The organism is Shewanella xiamenensis (genome assembly GCF_014647135.1).
Classification (GTDB): Bacteria; Pseudomonadota; Gammaproteobacteria; order Enterobacterales; family Shewanellaceae; genus Shewanella; species Shewanella xiamenensis.
In genome coordinates this window covers 211,866-231,505 of sequence record NZ_BMOP01000004.1, presented here as the reverse complement: position 1 = coordinate 231,505, position 19,640 = coordinate 211,866, and the positions used below count along the sequence as shown (strand labels likewise).

Sequence of the window (19,640 nt, the reverse complement as noted above, 5' to 3'; positions counted from 1 at the left end):
AACGAGGCAAGACAAAATGAATAAAGAGATTCTGCTAGTCGCTGAAGCGGTTTCAAATGAAAAGGCCGTTCCACGCGAGAAGATTTTTGAAGCGCTGGAGACTGCTCTGGCTACCGCTACCAAGAAAAAATACGAAGGTGATATCGACGTCCGTGTTGCTATCGACCGTAAAACTGGCGCTTATGAAACTTTCCGCCGTTGGATGGTGATCGATGACAACGGTGTTGCGTTAGAAAATCCATACCGTGAGATTACGCTGGAAGCAGCACGTTTCGAAGATCCAGAGATTCAACCAGGTGAATTTATTGAAGACCAAATTGAATCAGTGGCGTTCGATCGCATTACTACCCAAACCGCTAAGCAAGTGATCGTACAAAAAGTACGTGAAGCTGAGCGTGCGCAAGTGGTTGAGCAGTTCCAAGACAAAGAAGGTGAGCTGATCACTGGTGTCGTTAAGAAAGCAACCCGCGAAAGTGTAGTTGTGGACTTAGGCAACAATGCTGATGGCGTATTATTCCGTGAAGACTTGATTTCACGCGAATCTTTCCGTCCTGGTGACCGTGTTCGTGCACTGCTTTACTCTGTTCGTCCTGAAGCGCGTGGTGCGCAGTTATTTTTAACTCGCACTAAGCCAGACATGCTGATTGAGCTGTTCCGTGTTGAAGTGCCGGAAATTGCCGATGAACTGATCGAAGTAATGGGCGCGGCGCGTGACCCTGGTGCTCGCGCTAAGATCGCAGTGAAATCGAACGATCGTCGTATCGACCCAATTGGTGCTTGCGTTGGTATGCGTGGGGCACGTGTGCAAGCGGTATCGAATGAACTCGGTGGTGAGCGTGTCGATATCGTATTGTGGGATGACAACCCAGCGCAATATGTGATCAACGCCATGGCGCCAGCTGATGTGGCTTCTATCATCGTTGATGAAGACAACCACTCAATGGATATCGCTGTTGAAGCGGAAAGTTTAGCTCAGGCCATTGGTCGCAATGGTCAAAACGTGCGTTTAGCGACTCAGTTAACAGGCTGGGAACTGAACGTGATGACAGTGGAAGACATGAACAAGAAACACCAAGCCGAAAGCGCTAAGGTGAAGAGCTTATTCATGAAATCTCTGGATGTAGATGAAGATTTTGCACAAGTACTGGCTGATGAAGGTTTTACTTCGCTCGAAGAAGTGGCTTATGTACCTGTGTCAGAATTATTGGCAATTGATGGCTTTGATGAGGATCTCGTCGAAGCATTACGTGAACGTGCTAAGGCTGCGATCTCAACTCGAGCGCTCGCATCCGAAGAAGCACTAGATGGTGTGGAGCCAAGTGAAGAGTTATTAGCACTTGAAGGTGTTGAAAGACACTTAGCCTATGTTTTAGCGAGCAAAGGTATCGTGACTCTAGAAGATTTGGCTGAACAAGGCATTGATGATTTGATCGAAATTGAAGAATTGACAGAAGAAAAAGCAGGTGAGCTGATCATGGCTGCCCGCAACATCTGTTGGTTTGGCGAAGAAGCATAAGTCGATCAACAGGGGGATTTAACTGATGGCAGATACTACCGTAGAGAAATTGGCCACGGAAGTGGGTAAAAGTGTTGAACGTCTGATTGAGCAATTCTCTCAGGCCGGAATTAAGAAAGGCCACACTGATAATGTGTCTGAAGCTGAGAAGCAGCAGTTACTGGATTATCTGAAGAAGCAACATGGCGCCGATAATGCGCCGACTAAAATGACGCTGCAACGTAAAACCGTATCGACCCTGAGTGTGGCCGGTAATGGTGGTCAATCTAAAGACGTTAAAGTTGAAGTGCGTAAAACCCGTACTTTTGTTAAACGTGATGTGAGTGACGCAGTGCTTAAAGCGGAAGAAGAGGCTAAAGCCAAAGCAGAAGCCGAAGCGAAGGCCAAAGCAGAAGCTGAAGCGAAAGCGAAGGCAGAAGCCGAAGCTAAGGCTAAAGTGGAAGCAGAGGCGAAAGCGAAGGCAGAAGCTGAAGCGAAAGCAAAAGCGAAAGCGGCAGCGGAAGTGAAAGTAGCCAAAGATATGTCACCAGAAGCTGAAGCAGCTCGTTTGGAAGCTGAACGTTTAAAAGCAGTACAAGAAGCTGCGACTAAACGTAAACAAGACGAAGAAGCCGCCAAAGCGGCAGAAAAAGCGCGTCTGTTAGCAGAAGAAAACTCTAAGCGTTGGGCCGAAGAAGAGCGTCAACGTTTAGAAGCTGAGCGCTATAGCGATCACCATATCACTACCTCTAAAGTGGCTCGCGCTGCTGAAGATTCGTCGGATATGGATGAAGAAAAACGTGGCCGCCGTGCGCGTAACAAAAATACCGCCAAAACCAAACGTGGTGGTAAAGATGCTCGCGATGGTCGCGAAAAACACATGCGTAACCGCAGCACAGCGCCAGAATCAATGGCTCATGGCTTCAATAAGCCAGTTGCAGCCGTTAACCGTGATGTGCGTATCGGTGAAACAGTGACTGTTGCTGAACTTGCTCACTTAATGGCAGTTAAAGCGACTGAAATCATCAAGCAAATGATGAAGATGGGCTCAATGGTTACGATCAACCAAGTGTTAGATCAAGAAACCGCCCAGTTAGTTGCTGAAGAAATGGGTCATAAAGTGGTACTTATTCGTGAAAACGAATTAGAACAACAAGTACTTTCTGAGCGTGACGAAGAAGGCGGCGTGAAGCTTGAGCCTCGTGCACCTGTTGTAACCATTATGGGCCACGTTGACCACGGTAAAACATCGCTCCTTGACTATATCCGCCGCGCGAAAGTGGCAGCGGGTGAGGCCGGTGGTATTACTCAGCACATTGGTGCATACCATGTTGAGACCGAAAACGGCATGATCACTTTCTTAGATACCCCTGGTCACGCCGCGTTTACCGCAATGCGTGCTCGTGGTGCTAAGGCGACGGATATCGTTGTACTCGTTGTGGCTGCCGATGACGGTGTTATGCCGCAAACCATTGAAGCGATTCAACATGCTAAAGCGGGTAACGTGCCATTAATTGTTGCAGTTAACAAGATGGACAAGCCAGAAGCCGATATCGACCGCGTGAAGAGCGAATTGTCTCAGCACGGCGTGATGTCTGAAGAATGGGGCGGAGACAACATGTTTGCCTTCGTATCTGCTAAGACGGGTGAAGGCGTTGATGATTTGCTTGAGGGTATCTTACTCCAAGCTGAAGTACTTGAACTCAAAGCTGTTCGTGATGGTATGGCTGCTGGTGTGGTTATTGAGTCTCAACTGGATAAAGGTCGCGGCCCTGTAGCAACGATTCTGGTTCAAGAAGGTACACTGCGCCAAGGTGACATCGTTCTATGTGGTTTAGAGTACGGTAAAATCCGTGCGATGAAAGACGAGAACGGCCGTTCAATCACAGAAGCTGGCCCATCAATCCCTGTTGAGATTTTAGGTCTGTCAGGTGTGCCATCAGCCGGTGATGAAGCAACCGTTGTGCGTGACGAGCGTAAAGCCCGTGAAGTCGCGCTGTACCGTCAAGGCAAGTTCCGTGATGTGAAATTAGCGCGTCAGCAGAAGTCTAAGCTGGAAAACATGTTCGCGAACATGACCGAAGGCGAAGTGAAAGAACTGAACATCGTTCTGAAGGCAGACGTTCAAGGTTCACTCGAAGCTATTACCGACTCCTTAATGGGTCTGTCTACCGACGAAGTGAAAGTAAACATCATCGCTCGTGGTGTAGGTGCACTGACCGAAACCGACGCGACTTTAGCTGCGGCTTCTAACGCGATTATGGTTGGCTTTAACGTGCGTGCCGATGCGCAAGCGCGTAAGACTATCGAAAACGAAAGTGTTGACTTACGTTACTACAGCGTTATCTATAATCTGATTGATGAAGTGAAAGCGGCGATGACAGGTATGCTGTCACCTGAGTTCAAACAACAGATTATCGGTCTGGCTGAAGTTCGTGACGTGTTCAAATCACCAAAACTGGGCGCAATCGCTGGTTGTATGGTGACTGAAGGCACCATCAAGCGTAGCGCACCAATTCGCGTTCTGCGTGATAACGTGGTGATCTTCGAAGGTGAACTCGAATCATTACGTCGCTTTAAAGATGACGTTAACGAAGTTCGCAATGGCATGGAATGTGGTATCGGTGTTAAGAACTACAACGATGTCCGCGTGGGTGACCAAATCGAAGTATTCGAAACCGTCGAAGTGGCACGTACACTGTAACGATAAAGAGGGCGGCATTAGCCGCCCTTTCAATTTAATGACATTAGCTATTATGGTAACTCTATTATGGCAAAAGAATTCAGTCGTACACGTCGTATAGGCCAGCAGTTACAGCAAGAGCTGGCTGTTGTCCTACAACGCGACATGAAAGATCCCCGTATTGGTTTTGTGACCGTCAATGACGTTGATGTTTCTCGCGATTTAAGTTACGCCAAAGTCTTTGTCACCTTCTTTGAAGAAGACAAAGAGGTTGTGCAAGAAAAGCTGAACGCGCTGATTGCTGCCGCTCCTTATATTCGCACCTTAGTGGCAGGCCGCATGAAATTGCGCGTGATGCCAGAAATTCGCTTTGTTTACGACAGCTCATTGGTTGAAGGCATGCGTATGTCTAATCTCGTCAGCCAAGTCATCAACAGCGATAAAGCCAAACAACAACAGTTTGGCAGCGTTGAAGATGATGTTGTTGATAATGACATTGACGAGAGCGATGACACCGAAGGTAAAGCGTAATGGCAAGACGTTCAAAGGGCCGCTTTATTGACGGTATTGTATTGTTGGACAAGGCCACTGGCATGAGTTCCAACTTTGCATTACAGCGAGTAAAGCGCTTTTTTAATGCCAACAAAGCAGGGCATACGGGGGCGCTCGATCCACTGGCGACGGGCATGCTGCCAATCTGTTTAGGTGAAGCGACTAAGTTTTCCCAGCATTTGCTCGATTCGGATAAGCGTTATTTGGTCACTGCAAAACTAGGGCAACGTACCGATACCAGCGACTCAGACGGCGAAGTCGTACAAACACGCCCGCTCGAGTTTACAGAGGCGCAGTTAATGTCCGCCTTAGCGCATTTCCGTGGCGATACTTTGCAAGTGCCATCCATGTATTCAGCGCTCAAATATCAAGGCCAACCCTTGTATAAGTATGCCCGTGAGGGGATTGAAGTGCCGCGTGAGGCGCGTCCAATCACTGTCTTTGAACTGAACTTCATCGGTCTAGAAGGCGATGAGCTAACCTTAGACATTCATTGCTCTAAGGGCACTTATATTCGCACTATCATTGACGATTTAGGCGAAATGCTCGGTTGTGGTGCCCATGTGATCATGCTGCGCCGTACTCAAGTTGCACATTATCCCTACGATAAAATGGTCACTCTTGAGCAGCTTGAAGCCTTAGTCGCTAAAGCACAGGAACAACAACTTGATCCAAGCAGTTTGTTGGATTCGTTACTGTTACCTATGGATACGGCGGTTGCCGATTTTCCTGAGGTCAATGTCCCTGATGCGAGTGCAGCTTACTTAATGCAAGGTCAAGCGGTGCGAGTCGCGAACTTAGAAGCAAATAAGCTGGTACGGATTACCTTAGGGACTGCACGTCGTTTTGTTGGTATCGGTGAGATGAATGATGATGGCTTACTGGCCCCGAAGCGTTTAGTCGTTATTCACGATGAACCTAAAGCATCTTAATGGATTTGCTCGGATATTATTCCACCGCTTTTATTGCGCATGCCAAAGATTATGGGTAGAATAGCGCGCCCTCTGGCTGAGTTAGTGATCGGCTAGGGATTCACATTTTATATTTGGAGAGACACATGTCACTAAGTACTGAAGCGAAAGCAAAAATCCTGGCTGAATTTGGCCGTGGCGCAAACGACACTGGTTCAACTGAAGTTCAAGTTGCGCTGTTAACTGCTCAAATCAACCATTTGCAAGATCACTTCAAAGAGCACATTCACGATCACCACTCACGTCGTGGTCTGTTACGTATGGTTAGCGCTCGTCGTAAGTTATTAGCTTACCTGAAGCGTACCGAAGCTACACGTTACAATGAGCTAATCCAAAAGTTAGGTTTACGTCGTTAATCTCTCGTCGATTAACGTAAAAAAGGAGGCTTAGCCTCCTTTTTTATTGCCTAAAATTCAGTATGTTGAACTATATCCTCAGTACATTAGGCACCACGTAATCCATCAATATTACTAATGGTTGCAGTTTGACTGGCAATATATAGCGTCTCAAACTCAGCCTGTGGTAAAGGTTGGCTAAAGTAAAAGCCTTGACCTATCTGGCACTCATTACTCTTAAGCCAATCGAGTTGCAGCTCGTTCTCAATCCCTTCAGCCACAATAGTTAGGTTTAATTGCTTACCTAACATCAAGATTGTTGATGCAATTGCACTATCCTTGGGAAGATCGGAAACAAAGCAGCGGTCAATTTTCATAGTGGTGATTGGCAGATGGCGTAAGTAAGAGAGGGAGGAATAACCAGTACCAAAATCATCTACCGCGATACCAAATCCTGCCGATTTAAGTTGCTCTAATTTGTTGATAGCAAGTTCTATATCATTCATTAATGAGGTTTCAGTAATCTCTATTTCTAATAACTCTGGTTGAATTTGGTATCGTAGCGCCATTTGTTTGATATCAGAGACTAAGCTTGCGTCGGCAAATTGTTGTGAGGCGACGTTAATTGCGATGGGAATGGCATAGTTATATTTCTTCTGCCACTCCCGCAGTACTCGGCAACTCTGCTCTATCACCCAACGACCGATAGGGATAATAATGCCGGTTTCTTCTGCCACCGGAATAAAGGACATGGGACTAATTAAGCGGCCATCTTTTTGCCAACGAATTAAGGCTTCACAACCGGTAATTTTACCTGTTTGCAGATCAAGCTTAGGCTGGAAGTAGAGCAGAAATTCATTATTTTTCAATGCATCATGTAGTGATGCCTCTGTCCGAAGTCTAACCGCAGCTCGTTCTGTCATTTGCTGTTTGAAGAAAGCCCATTGATTAGAACCTGCTGCTTTTGCACTGTACATCGCAATATCGGCATGGCGGATAAGATCTTCGGCGCTATTTCCATCCTCAGGGTAGATAGATATTCCGATAGAAGCCGCAGGGTGAATCGCGTGTTCATTCAATTGGATGGGGACATTAAGTTGCACTAAGAGTTTATCGACAAAGTCAGCAGCTTGGTCTGGAGAGTGGACTGAGTCAGCTAAAATAACGAATTCATCACCGCCTAGGCGAGATACAGTGCCTTTATCACCCACTACACGTTCGAGGATGCGAGCGATACGGGCGAGGAATTGATCGCCAAGGGCGTGTCCTAGGGAGTCATTAATATTTTTAAAGCGATCTAGGTCGATAAACATCAGGGCAAAGCTACGTTTGTGTACTCTAGAGCGCTGGATTGTGACGGCAATTGTTTCGAGCAGTAAAGTACGATTAGGCAATCCGGTGAGTGGATCTCGTGTTGCCATTTTTCGAAGTTTTGACTGAGTTTGACTAAATTGAATTAAGATCTGATTAAATTTCGACGTTACCAGTCCCAATTCATCATCCTTATGGGCATTGGACATGGGCAAGAGGTTTTCGTCGGGCGAATCGGGTGCGATTTTATCGATTGCTTCACTTATCCGGGCTATCGGCTGGGTTAAGAAGCGGTGGAAGACGACAGATAATACCAAGGTGAGCAAAAGCGCACGGGCTAAGGTTGCAAAAAAACTAAACCTGAGTTGGCTAAAGAGGGTATTAGTCAGTTCCTGGGTGTCATAGAAAATGGTCAATGTGCCAATAAGCTGTTGTTTTTGAGTGCCTTCAAAATAGAAGGGACGATACAGTGGGCGTGAAATTTCTTTAAGATCATCAAACAGTTTATTACTGAGGCTTATAAAAGTTTGTGAGCTGGTTTTCTGATTATTACTCACAGACACAAACATGGAACCATCATCGAGTTCGATGACTGCTGAGCCTACATGCTCAACTTTTATTGCACCTTCTAAGGTTTGTCTTGCGAGATTATCATCCAGTGCCCAAACGGCATTAGCAGAGGGTTGTTCTACCGAATCGAGTAATTCCTGTTGAGTGGTCGTGAGTTGATGTTTGGTGGATACCACCACAAGAGCAATTTCAACAATAAAAATAGCGATAGCAAAAAATAACGCAGTAAAAACGACGAGGTTAGTCTGTTTCCAAGTTAGGGATTTAAAACGACCCGTCATTCAGATCTTCCTTTTAATTGTTATTTTTCACCAGAGGGGATTGCCTATATCACTGTAGAGCATAACTCTTTGTTGATTTAACCACTTTAGTGAAAAGATAGCAGTTTGTCATCATTATCTGCTCTTTATCTATGGTTCATAATTGCAGTATACTTACGCGCGTAATTCAAGGTCATTAATTAAGGAATGGGTCACGTGAATCCAATTGTAAAGAGTTTTGAGTATGGTCAACATACAGTCACCCTGGAAACAGGCGTTATAGCGCGTCAAGCTGATGCAGCCGTGTTAGCGAGTATGGGTGACACGACAGTGTTAGTCACTGTTGTAGGTAAAAAAGAAGCTGAAGCAGGCCGTGACTTCTTTCCTCTGACTGTTAACTATCAAGAAAAGAGCTACGCAGCGGGTAAAATTCCTGGTGGTTTCTTTAAGCGTGAAGGCCGTCCTTCAGAAGATGAGACATTAATCGCTCGCCTGATCGACCGTCCAATTCGTCCTCTTTTCCCCAATGGTTTCACCAACGAAGTTCAAGTTATCATCACTGTGGTATCTGTCGATCCACAAATCGAGCCGGATATTATTTCGATGATCGGTACTTCGGCGGCGCTTGCCATTTCGGGTATTCCATTCAGCGGTCCATTAGGTGCGGCGCGTGTGGGTTACATCAATGGCGAATACGTACTGAACCCAACAGTGACTCAGTTAGAAAGCAGCCAACTAAACTTGGTTGTTGCAGGTACTGAGAGCGCGGTATTGATGGTTGAGTCAGAAGCTCAAGCCTTACCAGAAGAAGTGATGTTAGGCTCAGTGGTTTATGGTCACGACCAACAACAAGTGGTTATCAAAGCGATTGCTGAATTCAAAGCAGAAGCCGGTAAACCAGCTTGGAATTGGACTGCTCCAGTACAAGATGAAACGCTGGTTGCTCAAATCAAAGCGCTTGCTGAAGCGGGTTTAGGCGATGCGTATAAAATCCAAGTAAAGCAAGATCGTTATGCTCAAGTTGCTGTTGTTAAAGCTGCAACGAAAGAAGCGTTATTAGCAAGCAATCCTAATATTGATTTACGTGAAGTTGATGGTCTGCTCGGTAGTTTAGAGAAGAAAGTAGTTCGTGGTCGCATCATCCGTGGTGAGCCGCGTATCGATGGTCGTGAGCCAGATATGATTCGCGCATTAAGCGTATTGGCAGGCGTATTACCACGTACCCACGGTAGTGCACTGTTTACCCGTGGCGAAACCCAAGCGCTGGTGACTTGTACTTTAGGTACTGAGCGTGACGCACAGAAGATTGATAGCATTATGGGCGAGCGCACTAGCCGCTTCATGCTGCACTACAACTTCCCTCCTTATTCTGTTGGTGAGACAGGTATGGTGGGTTCACCTAAGCGTCGTGAAATCGGCCACGGCAAGTTAGCATGGCGCGGTATCAACGCAGTAATGCCTTCTGCTGAAGAGTTCCCATACAGTGTACGTGTGGTTTCTGAAATCACTGAATCTAACGGTTCAAGCTCTATGGCATCAGTCTGTGGTACGTCTCTTGCGCTGATGGATGCGGGTGTACCTATCAAGACTTCTGTAGCGGGTATCGCTATGGGTCTAGTGAAAGAAGGCGATGACTTTGTGGTTCTGTCTGACATCTTAGGTGATGAAGACCACTTAGGTGATATGGACTTCAAAGTAGCCGGTACCCGTGACGGTGTGACTGCACTGCAGATGGATATCAAGATCGAAGGTATTACCAAAGAAATCATGGAAATTGCACTGCAACAAGCCTATGGCGCACGTGTACATATCCTAAACGTGATGGATCAAGCGATTGGTTCGCACCGTGATGATATCTCTGACCATGCTCCACGTATCACAACTATCAAGATCAACCCTGAGAAGATCCGTGATGTTATCGGTAAAGGTGGCGCGGTAATTCGTGCACTGACCGAAGAAACTGGCACGACTATCGAGCTTGAAGATGACGGTACAGTAAGAATTGCTTCTTCTAATGGTGAAGCCACCAAAGAAGCTATCCGTCGTATCGAAGAAATCACTTCAGAAGTTGAAGTGGGTCGTATCTACAACGGTAAAGTTATCCGTATCGTTGACTTCGGTGCCTTCGTTAACATTCTGCCAGGTAAAGATGGTTTAGTGCACATTTCGCAAATCAGCGATGAGCGTGTTGCTAACGTCTCTGACCACCTTGAACTTAACCAAGAAGTCACCGTTAAAGTGATGGAAGTGGATCGTCAAGGCCGTGTAAGACTGTCAATCAAAGAAGCACAGACTAAAGAGCCAGCTGCTGAATAATGGTCTAAACAGACATTATCGGTGTCAGTTTCGACGTGACGTGACTAAAAGGAGATCAATTGATCTCCTTTTTGTTTGTTTGGGTTTAATAAAGTTGTGTTTAATGCTATTCCTCAATAGCAGTCCAGTTGTGGGATTGCTATCATGAACATTCTTCTGCGTGAGTTGGGAATCTAAAAAGGTAGAAATGGATGAGTCTTAAAATTAGAACCGCTGTTGTTGCTGTGCTGGCGGGTGCCAGCTTGATGTTGGCTGGATGTGCGACCACTCAATCCCCCTTAGACAACCAAAATGACGTTGAAGGTAAATTGGTTATCGCCCCGGTGATGACTGATTATAAAGTCGAGGTGACCCTTGCTAAGCTCAATGAGATTTTATCAGCTGTTGAATTGACCAACGAGCAGCGCGCTCGTTTCCATTATGATCGTGGGGTAATTTACGACAGCGTGGGCTTGCGTTTAATGGCGCGCATCGATTTTATGCAAGCGCTAAAATTGCAACCAGACTTAGCCGATGCCTATAATTTCCTTGGTATTTATTATACCCAAGAGGGGGAATACGATAGTGCCTATGAGGCGTTTGATGGTGTATTAGAGTTATCGCCAAACTATGATTATGCCTACTTGAATCGTGGTATCGCGCTTTATTATGGTGACCGTAACGATCTTGCCTTAAAAGATATGCAATCCTTCTATGCTGCCGATAATAAAGATGGTTACCGAGCATTATGGTTGTATTTGATCCAATCAAAGGATGATGCCGTTGAGGCTAAACGCCAGCTACAGGAACACCGTAAGGGGCTTGAAGCGGATGCATGGTCAACCGTGATTGTTGATTATTATTTGAGCGTTAAGAGTCGTGAACAGGTATTTGCCGATGCCAAGTTAGGCCTCACTCATCCTAAAGAATATGCTGAACGTTTATGTGAAGCTTATTTCTATCTTGCCAAAATGGCCATTGCCAATAAGCAATATCAAGAGGCTGCAAATTATTTCCGCCTCGCTCTTGCGACTAATATTTATGACTTTGTTGAGCACAGATACGCGCGAATTGAGCTGGCAAAGGTCAAAGGGTTGCTCGAAGGCACAAAATAAGTCTTATCGCCTGAGGCTCATCTTGGGCTTTGCCTAGCCAAGCACGCACTGAGGCGCTATAATTTGCGCCTTTTTTAGCGATACGAGTGCATAGGTTAAATGTCAGACAATAAAGTAGAGGTCGATAAACGTCGCACCTTCGCGATTATATCGCACCCCGACGCGGGTAAAACCACCATTACCGAAAAAGTGCTGTTATTCGGAAACGCGCTGCAGAAAGCGGGTACCGTTAAGGGCAAAAAGTCGGGTCAGCACGCTAAGTCTGACTGGATGGAAATGGAAAAAGACCGTGGTATTTCGATTACAACGTCTGTCATGCAGTTTCCCTATGGTGGCGCGCTCGTTAACCTACTCGACACCCCCGGCCACGAAGACTTCTCGGAAGATACTTACCGCACCTTAACGGCGGTCGACTCTTGCTTGATGGTTATCGACTCGGCAAAGGGTGTTGAAGATCGTACCATCAAATTGATGGAAGTGACCCGTCTGCGCGATACACCTATCGTGACTTTTATGAACAAACTCGACCGTGATATTCGCGATCCTATCGAACTGATGGATGAGGTCGAGAACGTACTTAATATCGCCTGTGCGCCTATTACTTGGCCTATTGGCAGCGGTAAAGAATTTAAGGGTGTTTACCATATTCTGCGCGATGAAGTGGTGCTATACCAAAGCGGTTTGGGACACACGATTCAAGAGCGCCGTGTGATTGAAGGTATCGATAACCCTGATCTGGATAAAGCGATTGGCAGTTATGCCGCTGATCTGCGTGATGAAATGGAACTGGTTCGCGGAGCATCAAACGAGTTTGATCATCAAGCCTTCTTAAAGGGGGAGCTTACACCAGTGTTCTTCGGTACCGCATTAGGTAACTTCGGTGTTGATCATATCCTCGATGGTATTGTGGAGTGGGCGCCTAAACCGCTACCTCGTGAAAGCGATGTGCGGATGATCATGCCTGACGAAGAAAAATTCACCGGTTTTGTGTTTAAAATTCAAGCAAACATGGATCCTAAACACCGTGACCGCGTTGCCTTTATGCGTGTTTGCTCTGGTCGCTATGAGCAAGGTATGAAGATGCACCATGTACGCATCGGCAAAGATGTTAACGTCAGCGATGCGTTGACCTTTATGGCGGGCGACCGTGAGCGCGCTGAAGTGGCGTATCCTGGTGATATTATTGGTTTACATAACCACGGAACCATTCGTATCGGCGATACGTTCACTCAAGGTGAAAAGTTCCGCTTTACCGGTGTACCTAACTTTGCGCCTGAAATGTTCCGCCGTATTCGTCTGCGCGATCCGCTCAAGCAAAAGCAATTACTTAAGGGCTTAGTTCAGCTATCTGAAGAAGGGGCTGTGCAGGTGTTTCGTCCCTTAGATACCAATGACTTGATCGTCGGTGCCGTGGGTGTACTCCAGTTTGAAGTGGTTGTAGGCCGCTTAAAGAGCGAGTACAACGTTGAGGCGATTTACGAAGGTATTAGCGTTTCAACTGCGCGCTGGGTTTATTGTAAAGATGAGCGTAAGCTAGAAGAGTTCCGCCGTAAGTGTAGCCAAAACTTGGCGCTCGACGGTGGTGATAACTTAACTTACATTGCGCCAACTATGGTTAACTTAAATCTTTCAATGGAAAGATACCCTGATATCGAGTTCGCTAAAACGCGCGAACACTAACAGGTAAGTGACTCTAGGGTTAAAGGCGGTGATTCACCGCCTTTTTTGTATCTAAAATTTGTGGGGTGATTGATGATAAGTTGGATAACTCGGGCGTGGCAGGCTTATATCCGTTGGTGTGACAAGATGGGACTCACGCCCGAGAATCGTCGTTGTTGCATGCCAAGATTAGAAGATCCGCCACTAATTCGAACTAAAGCTGATTGTCGAATAAAAGCGCAATCATCGAATGGAGACACAAAAACGGAGTGACAGATTGATGATGCTAGATACTCACGCGCACCTCGATTTTGTCGAGTTTGATAGTGACCGCGATCAAGTCATACAGCGTATGCATCATGCGGGCATCGATAATCTGATTATCCCAGGAGTCTCACCACAACACTGGACTAAACAATTGGCCATTGCTGAGCAATACCAGTGTTATTTTGCCTTAGGGATCCACCCTTGGTTTTGCCCGGGAGATGTTGATAAGGCCATCACAGAATTAACATTACAGGTTGCTCAGTTACGAGAATGTCCCCGATTTGTTGCCATTGGTGAGTGTGGGTTAGACAAACTTTATGCTGACAATTGGAGCAACCAGTTAGCATTTTTTGACGCTCAGTTGTCGCTTGCTTATGAGCAGAATTTGCCCGTTATCGTCCATGCGGTAAAGGCACATCAAGAGGTGCTATTCCATTTAAAGCACCATAAACTCCCAAAAGCGGGCGTAATACACGCCTTTTCTGGCAGTCCTGATATTGCACTCGAATACACTAAGTTAGGTTTTAAACTAGGCATTGGTGGTTTAGTGATGAATCCGAATGCGAAAAAACTGCTCAAAACTGTCAGTGAATTGCCCTTAGAAAGTTTCCTACTTGAGACTGATTCTCCTGCTATGACTCCGCTAAATGTTACCGAAAAACGCAATCAACCCGCTAACGCTGTACTTTTTATAGACAAAATTGCAACTTTGCAAAAAAAATCTAGTGTTCTAATATCAGAACACTTGGTGTCGAATGCAATGCAACTGTTTGACCTTTAGTTGTTTTTGGTTAAACAGGTGTATGTCGCAATAGCATTTTGCTCTAAGCGATTGAAATTAAACTCCAAAATTTTGATCAAAACGACGATTTTCGACTTTCTCTCGGGTATAATCTGACTCGGAAATAGGTTGATTAACAACATAATTAAAAAGTGTTAACAATAGGGTGATGGTTAATGAATATATTGATGAGCTTAGTAGGGGTGGTCGTCCTACTTGCGATAGGTTTCCTCCTATCGAATAACAAAAAAGCAATTAACTTGCGTACTGTGGGTGGGGCATTAGCCATCCAAGCCGCCTTCGGTGGTTTTGTACTGTACGTTCCTGTCGGTAAAGATATCCTGAAAGGTGTATCTGACGCCGTATCTAGCGTTATCGGTTATGCACAAAATGGTATCGGTTTCCTGTTCGGTGATTTAGCTAACTTCAAACTTGGCTTTATCTTCGCGGTAAACGTGTTGCCAGTTATTGTGTTCTTCTCTTCTCTAATCGCCGTTCTGTACTATTTAGGCGTAATGCAGTGGATCATCCGTATCATCGGTGGTGGTCTGCAAAAAGCATTAGGCACAAGCCGTACTGAATCTATGTCTGCGACTGCTAACATCTTCGTTGGTCAAACTGAAGCGCCGTTAGTTGTTCGTCCATTCATTCCTACCATGACTCAATCAGAACTGTTTGCGATCATGGTGGGTGGTTTAGCTTCTATCGCAGGTTCAGTATTGGCTGGTTACGCGCAAATGGGCGTGCCTATTGAGTACTTAGTTGCTGCGTCATTCATGGCGGCACCAGGTGGTCTATTAATGGCTAAACTGATGCATCCAGAAACTGAAGTTGCTAAAAACGACATGGATGAATTACCAGAAGATCCTGATAAGCCAGCTAACGTATTAGACGCTGCTGCTGCGGGTGCTTCATCTGGTATGCATTTAGCGCTGAACGTAGGTGCAATGCTGTTAGCCTTCGTTGGCTTGATCGCTATGATCAACGGCATCATCGGTGGTGTAGGTGGTTGGTTTGGTGTTGAAGGTTTAACACTGGAACTGATCCTTGGCTATGTGTTCATGCCTTTAGCATTCCTTATCGGTGTGCCTTGGAATGAAGCATTAGTTGCTGGTTCTTTCATTGGTCAAAAGATCATTGTTAACGAATTCGTAGCTTACCTGAACTTTGCTCCATACTTAAAAGACATCGCTGATGGCGGTATGGTTGTGGCTGAAACTGGTTTAGCTATGACCGACAGAACCAAAGCGATTGTTTCGTTTGCACTGTGTGGTTTTGCGAACTTGTCTTCTATCGCAATTCTGCTGGGTGGTTTAGGTGCTATGGCTCCTAACCGTCGTCACGATTTAGCTAAAATGGGTATTCGTGCGGTTATCGCAGGCTCGTTAGCTAACTTAATGAGTGCAACAATTGCGGGTCTGTTCTTAGCTATCTAAGCACAGAAACGTTGGGGAGAGATTCCCCACTAACTAGGTCCTGACCATGCAGGGCAGGACCTAAGTTAATTCAACCATTTTCCAGTAGTGATTCCTGTAGTGAATAGTTTCTCCGATTGTATAGGTCAGATTACAACTAAACTTTAGCTGTGATGCTGTCTTACGGTCGTGACGTACGGTTAAGTTAATTAGTCGTAAACAATAAGTCGCGACTTTGTTCACAATTAAGAATTTTGTGTTCGTGATTTTACGCAAGATTATTGAGATTTTTTTTAATCGAGGTAAAATGCGAGCGCCACAAAAAGAACGCTACCCTAGACGGTAGCAACCAAAATAATGGGGTTGATGATGAAAAACGTTAAAACTTTAGCTTTAGCCGCTACAGCAGTAGCTGCAATCTCTGGTAACGCATTTGCTGCAGACCGTTCTGATATTTATGCCACTGATTACAAGTGGATGCAGTTTAATGCTATGTATGCTGTTAATGAATTGCCACGTGGTGATGCTGATGATGGCGGCCATGATTACTTAGAAATGGAATTTGGTGGTCGTAAAGGCATCGTTGATTTATATGGTTATGTAGACGTCTTCAATTTAGCTAACAGTAGCTCAGGCGATAAAACTGGCGGCGACAGCAAGATGTTTATGAAGTTTGCGCCACGTTTCTCTTTAGATGCTATTACTGGCAAAGATTTATCTTTCGGCCCAGTACAAGAAGTTTACTTCTCTACTCTGTTTAACTGGGGCGGTGGTGCATTTAATAAAGATGGCTCAGGTGACGTAAATATGTCATTTTGGGGTGTTGGTGCTGATGTTATGGTGCCTTGGCTAGGTAAGACTGGCATGAACCTGTATGCTACTTATGATATTAATGCTAAAGATTGGAATGGTTACCAATTCTCTATGAACTGGTTTAAGCCTTTCTATTTCTTTGACAATAAGAGCTTTATTTCATTCCAGGGTTATGTTGATTACCAATTCGGTGCTGACGAAGTGAATGCGTATGACGATAATGGTCAATTTATCAATACTACATTCACCTCACACGGTGGTGCAGCATACTTTGGTCTGCACTGGCATTCTGATAACTATGCTCTTGGTTATGGCCTGAAAGCCTATAGCGATGTTTATTTGCTGAAGGATGAAGGAACATTTGGTTTAGAAACTAAAGGTTTCGCTCACTACTTCACTGCAACTTACAAGTTCTAATTGCTTGTAAGACTTGTTGGAGCCGCGATGGCGGCTCCATCTTTTATGTGTCATGAATCTTTATCTAAACCCATTTATAATTTGAGCAGTGCGTTTATATAAAGGTTTGTGTTTTTCTCGCGCTAAAACGGATTTTTCGCGGAAAAGTAGGAACAAGATATTATTCGTCTCCTCTCTTCCGGTCTTCAAGGATTCAAGTCGTGATCACTTATAGTCAATTTAAGTGTCAGGATGCCTAGTTATGTATAGGCAAGATTGAATACCTAATAAATATGTAATTTGCCCTACACAAATTACTCGGCATCGCCTGAAGGCCCGGCCATATAAAAATAATCAAAATAATGCCACCTCTAAGCGTTGCTTATAAGCGACTGATTTCTATTTATTTGTTTTTTCTTTTGGAGAGCTATTATGACTGATTTAAAAAAAGCAGCACAACGCGCCATCGAACTTATGGATTTAACCACCTTAAATGATGACGATACCGATCAGAAGGTGATCGACCTGTGTCACAAAGCTGTGACGCCAGCGGGTAATACTGCTGCCATCTGTATCTATCCTCGCTTCATTCCTATCGCACGTAAGACCCTCGATGAATTGGGCGCCGAAGACATTCAAATCGCGACAGTAACCAACTTCCCACACGGTAACGACGATATCGCTATTGCGGTATTAGAAACCCGTGCAGCGGTTGCCTATGGCGCCGATGAAGTGGATGTGGTATTTCCATACCGCGCGCTGATGGAAGGCAACGAAACAGTCGGCTATGAGTTAGTCAAAGCCTGTAAAGAAGCCTGTGGCGAAGTATTGCTGAAAGTCATCATTGAATCGGGTGTATTAGCCGATCCTGCGCTTATTCGCCGCGCCTCTGAACTGTCTATCGATGCCGGAGCTGATTTTATTAAGACGTCTACCGGTAAAGTGCCTGTCAACGCAACCCTTGAAGCGGCTGAAATCATGCTGACTGTGATCAGTGAGAAGAACACCAAAGTAGGCTTTAAGCCTGCTGGCGGCGTACGTGATGCTGCTCAAGCTGCAGAGTTTTTAGGTGTGGCTGAGCGTATTCTTGGTGCGGATTGGGTCTCTCCACGTACCTTTAGATTTGGTGCTTCAAGCTTACTCAATAGCTTGTTACACACGTTAGAATTAGCCGATGCGCCTAAGCCGACTCAAGGCTATTAATCGAACATTGCATCTCGATTAATACCAAAATCGTATATCGAAACTAATTAAGTGTGACCTAAATCTAGTTGGAAACATCAAAACTTCGATAGCATGTAATTGTAATATTGCTACAGTTTTGATGTTTCATTGCAAAGCTAAATAACGGATATGTTGTATTAGTATTTAGCTTGGAGGCAGTATCATGTTTCTAGCTCAAGAAATTATACGTAAGAAACGCAATGGGTTAGCCTTAAGTGCCGAAGAGATCCAGTTCTTCGTTAAGGGCATAACCACTAATGCAGTGTCGGAAGGTCAGATCGCCGCATTAGGCATGGCAGTGTATTTTAATGACATGAATATGGATGAAAGAATCGCTTTGACTACGGCAATGCGCGATTCTGGCACTGTACTCAATTGGCAATCACTTGGTCTTAATGGCCCAGTCATCGATAAACACAGTACAGGTGGTGTCGGTGATGTGATTAGTCTTATGCTCGGTCCCATGGCTGCTGCCTGCGGTGGTTATGTGCCGATGATTTCGGGTCGCGGACTCGGACATACAGGCGGTACGCTCGATAAGTTCGACGCTATTCCCGGTTATCAAACCGAACCTTCGAGTGAATTGTTCCGCAAAGTGGTTAAAGACGTTGGTGTGGCGATTATTGGCCAAACTGGCGATCTGGTCCCCGCCGATAAACGTTTCTACTCCATCCGTGACAACACTGCGACCGTCGAATCCATCTCCCTCATTACCGCCTCTATTCTCTCTAAGAAATTAGCTTGTAGTCTCGATGCATTGGCGATGGACGTTAAAGTCGGTAGCGGCGCATTTATGCCAACTTACGAAGCCTCTGAAGAGCTTGCTCGCAGCATTGCAGCGGTAGCCAATGGCGCAGGTACTAAAACGACGGCCTTACTCACCGACATGAACCAAGTATTAGCCTCATGTGCGGGTAATGCGGTTGAAGTGAAAGAAGCCATCGACTTCTTAACCGGTGCTTACCGTAATCCTCGTCTGTACGCTGTGACTATGGGTCTTTGCGCCGAGATGTTACTCCTTGGTGGCTTAGCGACTGATGAAGCGGATGCCCGTGCCAAGTTAAACCGTGTACTCGATAATGGCCGTGCTGCCGAGATCTTTGGCAAGATGGTTTCAGGCCTCGGTGGCCCCGTCGATTTTGTCGAAAACTACAGTAAGTACTTACCGCAATCGCAAATTATTCGCCCTGTCTTTGCGGATACCCAAGGTTATGCCTACAGCATGGATACCCGCGAACTCGGTTTAGCCGTGGTTACCTTAGGTGGTGGTCGTCGCAAACCTGGTGATGCACTCGACTACAGTGTTGGTTTGACGCAAGTCTGTGCCCTTGGCGATAAAATTGATGCTTCTACGCCGATTGCTGTGATCCACGCGCAATCTGAAGAAGCCTTTGCGCAGGCAGAAGAAGCGGTGAAAAAAGCGATTCATATCGATGAAGTCGCTCCAGAAAAAACACCTGAGATCTATGCTTATATTCGAGCTTCGGATCTTTAAGGA

At 45.6% G+C, this 19,640-nt stretch carries 15 protein-coding genes; 14 read left to right on the top strand and 1 reads right to left on the bottom strand.

Annotated features, from left to right (window positions below):
* Positions 1 to 16 precede the first annotated feature (16 nt).
* From nusA to rpsO, 5 genes are all read left to right on the top strand, one after another.
* On the top strand, positions 17 to 1,516 hold the full coding sequence (gene nusA / locus IEY09_RS05835; RefSeq protein ID WP_037415246.1) for a transcription termination factor NusA: 1,500 nt from the start codon (positions 17 to 19) through the stop codon (positions 1,514 to 1,516).
* A 25-nt stretch (positions 1,517 to 1,541) separates the two neighbouring features.
* Positions 1,542 to 4,199 carry a translation initiation factor IF-2 gene (gene infB, locus IEY09_RS05830; RefSeq protein ID WP_037415258.1) on the top strand — a complete coding sequence of 886 codons (2,658 nt, stop codon included), beginning with the start codon at positions 1,542 to 1,544 and terminating at the stop codon, positions 4,197 to 4,199.
* 66 nt (positions 4,200 to 4,265) lie between these two features.
* A complete protein-coding gene (rbfA, locus tag IEY09_RS05825; RefSeq protein WP_037415260.1) occupies positions 4,266 to 4,709 on the top strand; it encodes a 30S ribosome-binding factor RbfA in 444 nt (147 codons plus the stop codon).
* The gene (gene truB / locus IEY09_RS05820) at positions 4,709 to 5,662 is read left to right on the top strand and encodes a tRNA pseudouridine(55) synthase TruB (RefSeq protein WP_037429691.1); all 954 of its coding nucleotides are present in this window, start codon (positions 4,709 to 4,711) and stop codon (positions 5,660 to 5,662) included. Before rbfA ends, truB begins: the two co-directional genes overlap by 1 nt.
* A gap of 125 nt (positions 5,663 to 5,787) precedes the next feature.
* The gene (gene rpsO / locus IEY09_RS05815; protein WP_037415266.1) at positions 5,788 to 6,057 is read left to right on the top strand and encodes a 30S ribosomal protein S15; all 270 of its coding nucleotides are present in this window, start codon (positions 5,788 to 5,790) and stop codon (positions 6,055 to 6,057) included.
* Positions 6,058 to 6,143: 86 nt separating this feature from the next.
* On the opposite strand, the gene IEY09_RS05810 is transcribed toward rpsO, so the two are convergent.
* On the bottom strand, positions 6,144 to 8,198 hold the full coding sequence (locus IEY09_RS05810; RefSeq protein WP_047535359.1) for a putative bifunctional diguanylate cyclase/phosphodiesterase: 2,055 nt from the start codon (positions 8,196 to 8,198) through the stop codon (positions 6,144 to 6,146).
* Between the two features lie 195 nt (positions 8,199 to 8,393).
* On the opposite strand from IEY09_RS05810, the gene pnp reads away from it, so the two are divergent.
* The 9 genes from pnp (at position 8,394) to deoA (ending at position 19,637) form a co-directional block, all read left to right on the top strand.
* Positions 8,394 to 10,493 carry a polyribonucleotide nucleotidyltransferase gene (gene pnp / locus IEY09_RS05805; protein WP_037415351.1) on the top strand — a complete coding sequence of 700 codons (2,100 nt, stop codon included), beginning with the start codon at positions 8,394 to 8,396 and terminating at the stop codon, positions 10,491 to 10,493.
* Between the two features lie 191 nt (positions 10,494 to 10,684).
* Positions 10,685 to 11,587 (top strand): lipoprotein NlpI, encoded by a 903-nt coding sequence (gene nlpI / locus IEY09_RS05800; protein WP_188870230.1) that lies wholly within the window; start codon positions 10,685 to 10,687, stop codon positions 11,585 to 11,587.
* Between the two features lie 99 nt (positions 11,588 to 11,686).
* Positions 11,687 to 13,267 (top strand): peptide chain release factor 3, encoded by a 1,581-nt coding sequence (prfC, locus tag IEY09_RS05795; protein ID WP_037415348.1) that lies wholly within the window; start codon positions 11,687 to 11,689, stop codon positions 13,265 to 13,267.
* A gap of 69 nt (positions 13,268 to 13,336) precedes the next feature.
* Positions 13,337 to 13,519: a DUF5363 family protein gene (locus IEY09_RS20350; protein WP_308219524.1), complete on the top strand. Its 183-nt coding sequence runs from the start codon at positions 13,337 to 13,339 to the stop codon at positions 13,517 to 13,519.
* Between the two features lie 10 nt (positions 13,520 to 13,529).
* Positions 13,530 to 14,294, top strand: coding sequence for a TatD family hydrolase (locus IEY09_RS05790; protein ID WP_188870299.1), 765 nt, complete (start codon positions 13,530 to 13,532; stop codon positions 14,292 to 14,294).
* Between the two features lie 176 nt (positions 14,295 to 14,470).
* Positions 14,471 to 15,730 carry a NupC/NupG family nucleoside CNT transporter gene (locus IEY09_RS05785; RefSeq protein ID WP_037415347.1) on the top strand — a complete coding sequence of 420 codons (1,260 nt, stop codon included), beginning with the start codon at positions 14,471 to 14,473 and terminating at the stop codon, positions 15,728 to 15,730.
* Positions 15,731 to 16,078: 348 nt separating this feature from the next.
* On the top strand, positions 16,079 to 16,939 hold the full coding sequence (locus tag IEY09_RS05780; protein WP_188870228.1) for a nucleoside-specific channel-forming Tsx family protein: 861 nt from the start codon (positions 16,079 to 16,081) through the stop codon (positions 16,937 to 16,939).
* Positions 16,940 to 17,350: 411 nt separating this feature from the next.
* Positions 17,351 to 18,121: a deoxyribose-phosphate aldolase gene (gene deoC / locus IEY09_RS05775; RefSeq protein WP_011625501.1), complete on the top strand. Its 771-nt coding sequence runs from the start codon at positions 17,351 to 17,353 to the stop codon at positions 18,119 to 18,121.
* 184 nt (positions 18,122 to 18,305) lie between these two features.
* Complete coding sequence (gene deoA / locus IEY09_RS05770) at positions 18,306 to 19,637, top strand: thymidine phosphorylase (protein WP_047535367.1); 1,332 nt, start codon at positions 18,306 to 18,308, stop codon at positions 19,635 to 19,637.
* Positions 19,638 to 19,640 lie beyond the last annotated feature (3 nt).